The organism is Micromonospora sp. LOL_025 (assembly GCF_048060285.1).
In the GTDB taxonomy this organism is placed as follows: Bacteria; Actinomycetota; Actinomycetes; order Mycobacteriales; family Micromonosporaceae; genus Micromonospora.
This window is the reverse complement of sequence record NZ_JBHMIR010000003.1, coordinates 369146-381205: the sequence shown is the minus strand read 5'-3', so window position 1 is coordinate 381205 and position 12060 is coordinate 369146. Positions and strand designations below refer to the sequence as shown.

Sequence of the window (12060 nt, the reverse complement as noted above, 5' to 3'; positions counted from 1 at the left end):
GGAGAGAGCTCTCGTCAGCCCTGGACGGCGAAGGCGAGCACCAGGCCGAAGAGTGCGAGCGCCTCGACCAGGGCGAAGCCCAGGACCAGCCAGGTGCGGTTGTAGCCGGCGGACTCCGGCTGACGCGCGCTCGACTGGATGTAGGCCGCGAAGACCAGGGCGACACCGATACCGGGGCCGATGGCGGCGAGGCCGTAGCCGATGGTGTTGACGCTGCCGCCGATTTCGGCAAGAACAGTCATTGCGGGTATTCCTCCTGTTCGACGCGTGAGTTTTCACGCGTACGCGGGTCGGTACCAGAAGCTTGGTCGGGCCGGGCGGCCCGCCGAGCCCGATCAGTGCTCGTCGGCGAGCGAACTTCCGATGTAGTTCGCGCTCAGCGTGACGAAGACGTAGGCCTGCAGCACGGCGACCAGGACCTCGAAGAAGGCCATCACGATCGCCATCAGGAAGGAGAAGACCGAGGTCACCTGGATGAACAGGCTGCTCGAGTTCAGCATCACGAAGCCGCCGACGGTGAAGACCAGCAGCAGCAGGTGGCCGGCGAACAGGTTGGCGAAGAGCCGCAGGGCCAGCGTGACCGGTCGGACGATGAACGTCTGCAGGAACTCGATCGGGATCAGCAGGATGTGCATGGGCCACGGCACGCCCGGGATGATCAGGCTCATCTTGAGGTACTTGCCGAGGCCGTGCTTGCGGGCGCCGATGTAGAGGTACATCACGTAGGAGATCAGCGCGAGCACGATCGGGAAGGCGATGTGCGAGTTGGGCGAGATCTGCAGGCCGGGCACGATGGCGAAGAAGTTGGTCAGCACGATGAAGCTGAACAGCACCGTGAAGTAGGGCGCGAAACGGATGCCCGCGTTGCCCATCTGCTCGCGGGCGATGTTGTCCCGGACGAGGCCGTAGACCGACTCCGCGTACCACTGGGCCTTACCGGGGACCAGCTTGGGCTTCCGGTAGGCGAGCATGAAGAAGATGATCAGCAACGCGACCGCGAGCCAGATCATGATCCCGAACTTGGTGACCCAGGGGCCAGCCACGTCCGGCGGGTAGAAATCTCCGACGCTGGGGGGCCAGGGAAGCCCCTCGGCGGCGACGAGCTGTCCACTCACCGTGTCATCCTCCGCACTCGACAGACCCGCGCGTGCTGGCACTCAAGCACTGAGCCTCTTCATGATCAGGTAAATCGCTCCGGCCGCGCCGAAGATCATGCCGACGGCGGCCCCGACGCCGGTGGGCAGATCGAGAAGTCGCTCCGCCAACCACCCGAGGAAGCCCCACACCACGATGCCGGCGAGGAGGTAGCCCAGAACGGCCCCTGCCACGCCTTCCGACGAGTGCTCGTCGGACCTGCGGGGGTGTGGGTCTTCGGCCATGACGTGGCGAACAATATCAGCAGGGACGCGCGGGAGTGTGCGGCACCCCCCACACTGCGGACAGCGTGCGGGCCGTGGTGCGGGCGCGAAAGTCGTTGGTCAGGTTACTCCCGTGCGGCCCGCCGCGGCAGCCCGAAATGCCGGACGCAGATCCGACAGAACGCTCACTCACCGCGTCGCTCGAATGTGGGCAGCGGCGTACGCAGGGCCCACGTCAGGTGGGCGCCCGTCCAGACCACCACGGCCGCGATGATCGCCACCCCCATGTCCGGCAGGCCGGGCCAGCCGGTGGCCGCCACGGCGGCCATCACCACCCCGAGCACCACGATCTTCGTGGCGTAGGTGACCAGCCCGACCGACATGATCATCCGGGGGTTGACGGCGTCGGCCCAGGCCACCGAGACGCCGGAAACGAGGTAGCTGGCGATGACCAGCGCGATCCCGGCGGCCACCCCGGCCGCGCCCGTGGCGCCCCGCAGCACCGCCGCGGTCGGGACCGCGACCAGCGCGAGGACCGCGCAGGCCAGCAGCGGCAGGCGCAGGTGCGGCAGCCGGGCCCGGATGGCGCCCGGCTCGCCGGCGCGTGGCGCGCTCATCGGGGGTACGCCGGGAAGGCGGCGACCAGCTCGGCGACCTCGCCGGCGATCCCGGCGAGGGTGTCGGCGCCCCCGGGGGCGGCGGGATCGGTGCGCACGGCGCGGGCGATCAGCGAGGCGACCTGACGCATCTCCGGCTCGCGCATGCCCTGGGTGGTGACGCTCGGGGTGCCCACCCGGATGCCCGAGGCGACCATCGGCTTCTGCGGGTCGTACGGGATCGCGTTCTTGTTCAGGGTGATGGTGGCGGCGTCGCAGCGCGCCTCGGCGTCCGCGCCGGTCACCCCGGCCTCGCGCAGGTCGATCAGGGCGAGGTGGGTGTCGGTGCCCCCGGAGACCGGGCGCATCCCCTCGTCGGCCAGCCCGGCGGCGAGCGCCCGCGCGTTCGCCACCACCCGGTCGGCGTAGGACCGGAACTCGGGCTGGGCGGCCTCCCGCAGCGCGACCGCCTTGGCGGCGACGACGTGCATCAGCGGGCCGCCCTGGGTGAACGGGAAGACCGCCTTGTCGATGCGCTGGGCCAGCGGCTCCCGGCACAGGATCATGCCGCCGCGCGGGCCGCGCAGCACCTTGTGCGTGGTGAGGCAGACGACGTCGGCGTGCGGCACCGGCGACGGGACGGCCTTCCCGGCGACCAGCCCGATGAAGTGCGCGGCGTCGACCATCAGGTACGCGCCGACCTCGTCGGCGATCTCGCGGAACCGCGCGAAGTCGATCAACCGCGGGTACGCCGTCGCGCCACAGATGATCATCTTGGGCCGGTGCGCGAGGGCCAGGTCGCGCACCTCGTCGTAGTCGATCAGCTCGGTGTCGCGGCGGACGGTGTAGCCGACCGTGTGGAACCACTTGCCGGAGAAGTTGACCCGGCTGCCGTGGGTGAGGTGGCCGCCGTGCGGCAGGTCCATGGCGAGCACCGTGTCCCCCGGCTGGACCAGCGCGGCGTACGCGGCCAGGTTGGCGCTCGCCCCCGAGTGCGGCTGGAGGTTGGCGTGCTCGGCGCCGAAGAGTTCCTTCGCCCGCGCGATGCCGATCTCCTCGGCCCGGTCGACCTCGGCGCAGCCGCCGTAGTAGCGCCGGCCCGGGTAGCCCTCGGCGTACTTGTTGGTCAGGGTCGAGCCGAGCGCGGCCAGCACCGCGGGCGAGGTGAGGTTCTCGCTGGCGATCAGTTGCAGTCCGCCCCGGAGCCGGTCCAGCTCGCCGAGCACCACCCCGGCGATCTCCGGGTCGGTCGCGCGGAGCTGGTCGAAGTCCGGCCCCCAGAAGGTGCTCGTCTCAGTAGCCACAGCGCCAGAGTCTATTGGGCCGCACACTGGAGACCGTGAGATGCCTGGTCACCGGAGCGACGGGTTACATCGGCGGGCGCCTCGCGCCCCGGCTGCTGGCCGAGGGGCACACGGTGCGCTGCCTCGCCCGCAAGGCGGGACGGCTGCGGGACGTGCCGTGGGCGGCGCGGACCGAGATCGTCGAGGGCGACCTGCGCAGGCCGGAGACGCTGCCGGCCGCGTTCGAGGGCGTGGACGTCGCCTACTACCTGGTGCACTCGCTCGGCCAGGCCGGCTTCGAGGCCGCCGACCGGGAGGCCGCCACCCGGTTCGCCGACGCCGCGCGGGCCGCGGGCGTACGCCGGATCGTCTACCTGGGCGGGCCGGAGCCGGCGGCGGACTCGGAGGTCCCGTCGGCGCACCTGCGCTCCCGGACCGAGGTGGGGCGGATCCTGCTCGACAGCGGGGTGCCGACGGCGGTGCTGCGGGCGGCGGTGATCATCGGGTCCGGGTCGGCCTCGTTCGAGATGCTGCGCTACCTGACCGAGCGGCTGCCGGCCATGGTCACCCCCCGCTGGGTCCGCAACCGGATCCAGCCCATCGCCGTCCGGGACGTGCTGCGCTACCTGGCCGGTTGCGCGGGCCTGCCGCCGGAGGTCAACCGCGCCTTCGACATCGGCGGGCCGGACATCCTCACCTTCGAGGACATGATGCAGCGGTACGCGCGGGTGGCCGGGCTGCGCCGACGGACCATCGTGCCGGTGCGACCGCTGACGCCGTCGCTCTCCTCGCACTGGGTCGGGCTCGTCACGCCGGTGCCCAACGCGATCGCCCGGCCGCTGGTGGAGAGCCTGGTCCACGAGGCCGTCGCCCACGAGCACGACATCGCCGCCTACGTGCCGGACCCGCCGGAGGGGCTGACCGGCTTCGACCAGGCGGTCGCGGCGGCCCTGACGAAGGTCCGCGACGGCGAGGTGGAGACCCGCTGGTCGACCGCGAGCGGCCCCGACGCGCCGGCCGAGCCGCTGCCCAGCGACCCGGAGTGGTCGGGCGGGACCGCCTACACCGACGTCCGCGAGCGGGCGGTGCACGCACCGCCGGAGGAGCTGTGGCGGGTCGTCGAGGGCGTCGGCGGTGAGCACGGCTGGTACTCGTTCCCGCTGGCCTGGTCGGTGCGCGGCTGGCTGGACCGGCTGATCGGCGGCGTGGGGCTGCGCCGCGGCCGGCGCGACCCGCACCGCCTCCAGGTCGGCGAGGCGCTGGACTTCTGGCGGGTGGAGGAGATCGTGCCCGGCGAGCTGCTGCGGCTGCGCGCCGAGATGCGGCTGCCGGGCCGGGCCTGGCTGGAGATGCGGGTCGTCCGGGTGGACGGCGAGGGCAGCCGCTACCAGCAGCGGGCGGTGTTCCTGCCGCGCGGGCTGCCCGGGCACGCGTACTGGGGTGCGGTGGCGCCCTTCCACGCGGTGGTCTTCGGCGGGATGGCCCGCAACATCGCCCGCCAGGCCGAGCAGGCGGCCCGCCGGCCCGTAGCCGCGTCCCCGCGCCGCTGAGGCACGCGGCCCCGGTCGCCCGGCGCGGGGATCACCTACCGGCGCGGGCGCCGGTGCCGGCCCCGGGGTCAGTTGCCGGCGCGGGCGCCGGTGAGTTGGAAGGCGGTCGCCTCGCTGGGCGGCACGAAGTCACGGACCGGCTCGTCGCGCAGCGCGAAGGCGAGCACCTCCCCCACCGCCTCGACCAGCTGCCGCTGCACCCGCTGGCCGACCGCGTCGCGCGGGTCGTCGGGGTTGGCGGCGATCGAGGCGACCGCCAGCTGCGGGGTGAAGGCGACCACGGTCTCCGTCGCGTACCCGTCCGAGCTGCCCGTCTTGCCCGCCACCGGCCGGCCGAGCTGCCGGCGCAGGCCCTCCGCGGTGCCGCCGTCGCACTCCCGGTACATCGACTGGTCGCCGACCGCGCAGCGGGCCGCGTCGGCCGCCGCCCGGGCCACGTCCGCGTCCACCGCCTGTCGGCAGTGCGGCCGCGCGGCGGCCACCGGGCGGCCGGCGGCGTCGGCGATCGAGACGACCGGCAGCGGCGCGCACCACGAGCCCTCGGCCGCCACGGCGGCGTACGCGCCGGCCAGGTCGAGCGGGGTGGTGGCGGAGACGCCGAGGGTGAACGGCCCCCACTCGCGCGCGCCGTGGCGGGCCAGCCGCGCGTCGTCCTCGGAGCGGAAGACGATGCCGAGCCGCTCGGCCATCTCCACCACCCGGTCCGCGCCGACCCGCTCGGTCAGCCAGGCGAAGTACGTGTTGACCGACTCGCCGAAGGCGGTCCACATGGTGTGCGGACCGTCCATGGAGGCGCTGGCGTTGCGCGGGCACCAGTACCCGTCGCAGCTCGCCGTCGCCTCGGTCACCGAGTAGTCGGTCATGATCCGCTCCGGCGCGTCGAACTCCGTGCTCAGCGGCAGCCCGGACTCCAGCGCGGCCAGCATCGTGAAGACCTTGAACGTGGAGCCGGCCTGGTAGCCCTCGATCGCCCCGCCCCCGGCGACCAGCTGGTTGACCGTGTTCGGGTGGTTCTTCTGCCCGGCCGGGTTGGCGGCCACGCCGTAGTTCCGGTTCACCGCCATCGCGAGCACCCGGCCCGTGCCGGGCTGGACCACCGCCGTCGGCGCCGCCCGGCGGTCGTCCACCGAGTAGATCCGGCGGATCTGCTCGGTGGTGGCGCGCTGCACCGCCGGGTCGAGCGAGGAGACGATGGAGAACCCGCCCCGGCGCAACGTGAGCTGCCGCTCGTCGACCGTCGCGCCGAACGCCGGCTGGGCGTTCCACCAGCGGGTGAACCAGTCGCAGAAGAAGCCCCAGTCGTTGTGCTCCGCCGGCACCGCCGTGCAGTCGTTCGGCGTCTGGCTGGGGCGCAGCTTCAACGGCTCGGCCCTGGCCCGGTCCGCCGCCTCGGCCGGGACCTGCCCGGACTCCACCAGCCGGTCCAGCACGTACGCCCGGCGGGCGAGCGCGGCGTCCGCGTCGCCGTTGATCGGGTCGTCGGTGTGCGGGGAGCGGACCAGGCCGGCCAGCAGCGCCGCCTCGGCCAGGGTGAGCTCCGCCGGCAGCTTCGAGAAGTAGCGGCGGCTCGCGGCGGCCACCCCGTACGCGCCCGCGCCGAAGTAGGCGATGTTGAGGTAGCGGGCGAGGATCTCGTCCTTGGTCAGCTCCCGCTCCAGGGCCAGCGCGTACCGCATCTCCTGGATCTTGCGCGCGGTGGTCAGCTCGGTGGCGGCGGCGCGCTGCCGCTCGCTCAGCCGGGGGTCGTTGCTGAGCACGTTGCGGACGTACTGCATGGTCAGCGTGGACGCGCCCTGCCGGGTCTCCCCGGCCCCCCGGTTGACGGTGAAGGCCCGCACCACGCCGCGCAGGTCGACCCCGCTGTGCTCGTGGAACCGGGCGTCCTCGGCGGCGATGACCGCCTGCCGCATCACCGGCGCCACGTCGGCCAGCGGGACGTCCACCCGGTCCTCCTGGTAGAAGGAGGTGATCAGCGTGGTGCCGTCGTTGGCGTAGAGGTTCGAACGCTGGGGCGTGGGCGGCGTGCGCAGCGTGTTCGGCAGTTCCGAGTACGGCGCGGCGAGCGCCGAGAACCCGATGCCGAAGACCAGCGCGGCCGGAAGGGCCGCCACCGCGAGCGCCAGCCCGGCCAGCACGCCGGCGATCAGTACGGTGAACAGTTTGTCGAGGCGTGCCCGGGTCATCAGCTCTCCCCGCAGGAGCCGGTCAGGACCCACCCAGAATGACCCGAAAGTCCCTCTTGACCGCCCCTTTCCCCCAAACCCGCAGGAAACTCACGCGGGCGGGTACCTCGGGCGGGTTACGGCAGGAGCACGGCGGCGAGGGGGTGGACGCTCTCCTCGATCTCGTCGGCGATCCGGCTGAAGCACTGGTCGCCGCGCCCCCACGGATCGTCGAGGTCGTCCGTGGGCAGCGAGGTGGTGCCCAGGCGGGCGGCGTGGGCGGCCTCCACCAGGGCCACGCCGCGCGCGTACACCGCGTCGGGGGTCGCCTCGGCCGCCGGCAGCGCGGCGGCGTCCACCCCGGCGAGCAGCCGGCCGAACTCGCCCAGCACGAACGTGCGCGACGCGGCGTCGGGCCGCAGCGCCACCACGTACTCCTGCTGGTCGGCGGTGGCGGTGAGGACGAGGTCGGCGGCGTCGATGTGGTCCGACCGCAGCTTGCGCGCGGCGAAGCCGGCGACGCTGCCGCCCCGGGACGTCACCTGGCGCGACGCCGGCGGGTTCATCTCCTCGCCGGCGTGCCAGCCGCCGGTGCCGGCGCTGTGGCTGTGCAGCAGCTCGTCGGCGCGGTCCGGGTCGACCTCGCGGCGGGCCAGCCGTTCCCGGACGGCGAGGGCCAGCAGCCGCTCGGCCATCGGGGACCGGCAGATGTTGCCCATGCACACGTGCAGCACGGTGAACGGAGGCACTCAGACCCCCTGGCCGACGAGGATGTCGGGCACCACGTCGCGGAGCTTCTCCAGCCCGACGGCGCCCTGGCGGAGGACCTGCGGCACCTCGCCGGTGAGGTCCACGATCGTGCTCGGCACCGGATCCGGGCAGGGCCCGGCCTCCAGGTAGGCCCGCACCGAGTAGGAGAGCTGGTCGCGGGCCTCCTCGGCGGTGAGGGCGGCCGGCTGGCCGGTCTTGTTGGCCGAGGCGACCGCCATCGGGCCGGTCTCGCGCAGCACCTCCAGCGCCACCGGGTGCAGCGGCATCCGCACCGCCACCGTCCCGGAGGAGTCGCCGAGGTCCCAGCGCAGGCTGGGCGAGTGCGCCACGATGATGGTCAGCGCCCCGGGCCAGAACGCCTCGACGAGGTCCCGGGCCGCCTGGGGCAGCGAGTAGACCAGGCCGTCGAGGGTGTGCCGGGAGCCGATCAGCACGGGCGGCGGCACCTGACGGCCGCCCTTGGCGTCCAGCAGGGCCTTGACCGCGTACGGGGTGAACGCGTCCGCGCCGATCCCGTAGACGGTGTCGGTCGGCAGGACGACCAGCTCGCCGTTCTTGACCGCCTCGATGGCAGCGGCGATGCCGCGGTCCCGGTCGGCGGGCGACCGGCAGTCGTAGAGCATCACGAGGAGTCAGTCTGCCACGTCGCGGCGGCGGCGGCGTGCTGGCCGTCCGTCCGCCGGGACGCGGTCGCGAAGCGGGGCCGTCCGGTCAGGTCCGGGTGGTCGGCGACCATCTCGAACCGGCCGTCCGCGGCGAGCAGGTCGGGCACCGCCGTACCGTGCGTGTCGTCGTGCTCCACCCCGAGCACCCCGCCCGGGCGCAGCAGCGCCGCCGCCCGGGCGATCACCGGGCGGATCACCGCGAGGCCGTCCGCGCCGCCGAAGACCGCGTTCGCCGGATCGTGCCGCCCCACCTCCGGGGGTACGGCCACGCCCGACGGCACGTACGGCGGGTTGCAGAGCAGCACGTCGACCCGGCCCACCAGGTCGGCGAGCAGGTCGGCGGCGGTGACGTCCGCCGCCACCACCTCGATCGGCCGGTCCCCCGCGGCGGCCCGGGCCGCCGCGTTGCGCCGCAGCCAGGGCAGCGCCGCCGCCGACCGTTCCACCGCCACCACCCGGGCCGCCGGCAGCTCCTGGGCCACCGAGAGCGCGATCGCCCCCGAGCCGCTGCACAGGTCCACCACCAGCGCGGCGCCCAGGCGTCGGCCCTGCGTGATCCCCCAGCCGGCGAGCAGCTCGGTCTCCGGCCGGGGCACGAAGACGCCCGGCCCGACGGCCAGTTCCAGGTGCCGGAAGCCGGCGCTGCCCGTGAGATGCTGCAACGGTTCCCGCCCGGCCCGCCGCGCGACCAGCTCGTCGAACCGGTCGAGCTGGTCGGCCGTGAAGTCGTCGGCCAGCGCCAGCCGCCCGCGGGGCACCGCCAGCACGTACGCGGCCAACTGCTCCGCCTCGGCGCGGGCCGAGGCGACCCCGGCGTCGGCGAGGGCCCGGGACGCCCGGGCCAACGCCACGGAAGGGCGCTGCCGTCTCGTCCCTTCGGACGGGTGTTGCGGCACGGTGGTCACGAGATAATCATGGGGCGTCGCGCCGGACATCACGAGCGGATGCGTCCGGACGCACACCGACAGGAGGTCGCGGTGGGTTGGCTCGACCGGGTCACCGACCAGGTTGACGCCCTGTCGCGGGCGCGGGCCCTCCAGGAGTCCAGCCGGTCCGCCGAGGCGTACGCGATCCTCGACCGGGTCGCCGCCACCACCACCGACCCGTACGCGCGGGCCGACGCCCTGGTGCAGCGCCTCTCCGCGGTGATCAACCTCGGGCGGACGGCGGAGTACACCCGGGCCGTCGAGGAGGCCTCCACCGCCGTCCGCGACCTCGCCGAGCCCTACCTGCTCGGGCACCTCAACGCGCTGGCCGCCCTCGCCGCACACCACCAGGGGGCGCTGGACCGCTGCGTCACCCACCTGGTGAAGGCCGCCCGGGCGCTGGGCGCGGTGGAGGACCCCGACCGGGACACCGCGTGGGGCTGGCACGACCTGGCGATGGCCTACTCGTACCTCAGCTTCCACGGCTACGCCCTGGGCGCGATCGAACGGGCCCGGCAGCTCGGCAGCGCCGCCGAGATCCCGGAGGAGACCTTCGCCGCCCCCGGGATCCGGCTGCGCAACGCCGTGGCGCTGGACCACAACGGCGACAGCGACGGCTGCCTGCGGGTGCTGCGGGACGTCGCCGCCGACCTGGACCGGTTCCGGCGCAGCGGGCGGGCCGGGAAACTGCGCCCGAGCAGCCTGGCCGCGTACGGCTACGCCGCCGCCCGGCGGGCGGCCCTCGGCGACCGGTGGGACGTCGACACGCAGGCCGCCCCCGCCCGGCTGCTCGGCCACGGCGGCGACAGCGCCCGGGCCCGCGACATGCGCCAGCTCGGCCAGGTCTGCCTGGCCGTCGCCGAGGGACGGCCGATCGAGGCCGTCACCCGGCTGGACACCGTCCAGGTCTCCACCGAGACGCTGGGCGCGGCCGAACCGGCCCGGCTGCGCAGCATCGCCCTGGCCCGCGCCGGCGACCACGCGGGCGCGCACCGGGCCGACCGGCTGGCGTTCCGGCTGGCCGCCCAGCGCAACGACCGGCTGCGGGACGTCTACATCGACGGGATCGCCGCGCGCATCGACCACGAGGAGATGCGCCGCGAGGCGGCCCGCTTCGAGGGCGAGGCGTTGACCGACCCGCTGACCGGGCTGCCCAACCGGCGGCGGCTGGAGCGCTACATCGCCACCCTGGTCGCCCACGGCGACCGGGTGGTGATCGGCGTCTGCGACCTGGACGGCTTCAAGGCCGTCAACACCCGGCACGGGCACCACTCCGGCGACCTGGTGCTCCAGCGCATCGCCGGGGTGATCAACCGGGTGATGCGCCGGGGCGACTTCGTGGCCCGCTACGGCGGGGACGAGTTCGTGGTGGTGCTGCCCGGCGCCGGGATGACCGAGGCCGCCGAGGTGGGCCGCCGCATCGACGCCGCGGTGCGCACGGAGGACTGGGAGTCGCTGGTGCCCGGCACCCCGGTCGGGGTCAGCGTCGGCTTCGCCGAGGTGGGCGCCACCGGTCCGGGCCTGCGCGACGCCCTCGGCACCGCCTTCGAGGCCGCCGACCGCGCGATGCTCCGCGCGAAGTCCCGCCCCCGCGCCTCCTGACCCCGGGCGCTTCGTCGGCCCCCGAGGGGCGGGTCAGCGGCGGGTCAGCTCGGTGTCGCCGGCGAGGCGGGCGGCGCGGTCGGCCTCGACGAGGGCGTCGAGGACCCCGTCCAGGTCGCCGGCGAGCGCCAGGTCGAGGTTGTACGCGGTGTAGCCGATCCGGTGGTCGGTGATCCGGTTCTGCGGAAAGTTGTAGGTGCGGATCCGCTCGGAGCGGTCCACGGTGCGCACCTGCGCCTTGCGGGCGTCCGAGGCGGCCGCGTCGGCCTGCTCCTGGGCCGCCGCCAGCAGCCGGGCGCGCAGGATCCGCATCGCCTGCTCCCGGTTCTGCAACTGGGACTTCTCGTTCTGGCAGGAGACCACGATGCCGGTCGGCACGTGCGTGATCCGTACCGCCGAGTCGGTGGTGTTCACCGACTGGCCGCCGGGCCCCGACGAGCGGAACACGTCGATCCGCAGGTCGTTCGGGTCGATGGTGACGTCGACGTCCTCGGCCTCCGGCAGCACCAGCACCCCGGCGGCGCTCGTGTGGATGCGGCCCTGCGACTCGGTGACCGGTACGCGCTGCACCCGGTGCACGCCGCCCTCCCACTTGAGCCGGGACCACACGCCGTTGCCGCCCTCGGGCACGCCCTTGGTCTTGATCGCCAGCGAGACGTCCTTCACCCCGCCCAGGTCCGAGTCCTGGGCGTCGAGCACCTCGGTGACCCAGCCGCGCCGCTCGGCGTAGCGGGTGTACATCCGCAGCAGGTCGCCGGCGAAGAGCGCGGACTCCTCACCGCCCTCGCCCGCCTTGATCTCGACGATCACGTCCTTGGCGTCGTGCGGGTCGCGCGGGATGAGCAACTCCGACAGCCGCTGCTCCAGCGCCGGCAGGCCCGCCGCGATCGACTCGGCCTCGGCGGCGAAGGACGCGTCCTCGGCGGCCAGTTCCCGGGCGGCGGCGAGGTCGGCGCGGGCCTGCTCCAGCTCCCCGGCCGCCTTGTGCAGCGGGACCAGCTCGGCGTACCGACGGCCGACCCGGCGGGCGGTGCCCTGGTCGGCGTGGATGGCCGGGTCCGCCAGCCGCTTCTCCAACTCGGCGTACTCGTCGAGGAGGGCGGCCAGGCGCTCGCTGCTCATGCGGGGGAGGCTCCTTCGACGACGA

General features: G+C 74.1%; 12 protein-coding genes. 2 read left to right on the top strand and 10 right to left on the bottom strand.

The features are described 5' to 3' along the window. Positions 1-14: 14 nt before the first annotated feature. The 5 genes from atpE to glyA all read right to left on the bottom strand — a co-directional run bounded on the left by atpE (position 15) and on the right by glyA (position 3258). Positions 15-242, bottom strand: a complete 228-nt coding sequence (atpE, locus tag ACFHW0_RS06670) for an ATP synthase F0 subunit C (RefSeq protein ID WP_121399594.1) — start codon at positions 240-242, stop codon at positions 15-17. 93 nt (positions 243-335) lie between these two features. Beyond that, on the bottom strand, positions 336-1157 hold the full coding sequence (gene atpB / locus ACFHW0_RS06665) for a F0F1 ATP synthase subunit A (RefSeq protein ID WP_121399595.1): 822 nt from the start codon (positions 1155-1157) through the stop codon (positions 336-338). Beyond that, positions 1158-1379 (bottom strand): hypothetical protein, encoded by a 222-nt coding sequence (locus ACFHW0_RS06660; RefSeq protein ID WP_121399596.1) that lies wholly within the window; start codon positions 1377-1379, stop codon positions 1158-1160. It lies immediately after the preceding gene. A gap of 164 nt (positions 1380-1543) precedes the next feature. Next, entirely contained in the window at positions 1544-1975 is a 432-nt protein-coding gene (locus tag ACFHW0_RS06655; protein WP_121399597.1) for a hypothetical protein, read from the bottom strand. Next, a complete protein-coding gene (gene glyA / locus ACFHW0_RS06650; protein WP_416606121.1) occupies positions 1972-3258 on the bottom strand; it encodes a serine hydroxymethyltransferase in 1287 nt (428 codons plus the stop codon). The genes ACFHW0_RS06655 and glyA overlap by 4 nt, the downstream gene beginning before the upstream one ends. Positions 3259-3293: 35 nt before the next feature. Between glyA and ACFHW0_RS06645 the strand changes: the two genes are divergently transcribed. Beyond that, positions 3294-4787, top strand: a complete 1494-nt coding sequence (locus ACFHW0_RS06645) for an SDR family oxidoreductase (protein ID WP_416606120.1) — start codon at positions 3294-3296, stop codon at positions 4785-4787. 68 nt (positions 4788-4855) lie between these two features. Here ACFHW0_RS06645 and ACFHW0_RS06640 read toward each other — a convergent pair whose 3' ends face one another. From ACFHW0_RS06640 to prmC, 4 genes are all read right to left on the bottom strand, one after another. Beyond that, positions 4856-6970, bottom strand: a complete 2115-nt coding sequence (locus ACFHW0_RS06640; RefSeq protein WP_416606119.1) for a transglycosylase domain-containing protein — start codon at positions 6968-6970, stop codon at positions 4856-4858. 116 nt (positions 6971-7086) lie between these two features. Continuing rightward, a complete protein-coding gene (locus ACFHW0_RS06635) occupies positions 7087-7698 on the bottom strand; it encodes a phosphotyrosine protein phosphatase (protein WP_416606118.1) in 612 nt (203 codons plus the stop codon). Continuing rightward, positions 7699-8343 carry an L-threonylcarbamoyladenylate synthase gene (locus ACFHW0_RS06630; RefSeq protein ID WP_416606175.1) on the bottom strand — a complete coding sequence of 215 codons (645 nt, stop codon included), beginning with the start codon at positions 8341-8343 and terminating at the stop codon, positions 7699-7701. Further along, entirely contained in the window at positions 8343-9281 is a 939-nt protein-coding gene (gene prmC / locus ACFHW0_RS06625) for a peptide chain release factor N(5)-glutamine methyltransferase (protein WP_416606173.1), read from the bottom strand. The genes ACFHW0_RS06630 and prmC overlap by 1 nt, the downstream gene beginning before the upstream one ends. A gap of 81 nt (positions 9282-9362) precedes the next feature. On the opposite strand from prmC, the gene ACFHW0_RS06620 reads away from it, so the two are divergent. After that, on the top strand, positions 9363-10913 hold the full coding sequence (locus ACFHW0_RS06620) for a GGDEF domain-containing protein (protein WP_416606172.1): 1551 nt from the start codon (positions 9363-9365) through the stop codon (positions 10911-10913). Positions 10914-10946: 33 nt separating this feature from the next. On the opposite strand, the gene prfA is transcribed toward ACFHW0_RS06620, so the two are convergent. Further along, positions 10947-12035 (bottom strand): peptide chain release factor 1, encoded by a 1089-nt coding sequence (gene prfA / locus ACFHW0_RS06615; protein WP_416606116.1) that lies wholly within the window; start codon positions 12033-12035, stop codon positions 10947-10949. Between the last annotated feature and the right edge of the window lie 25 nt (positions 12036-12060).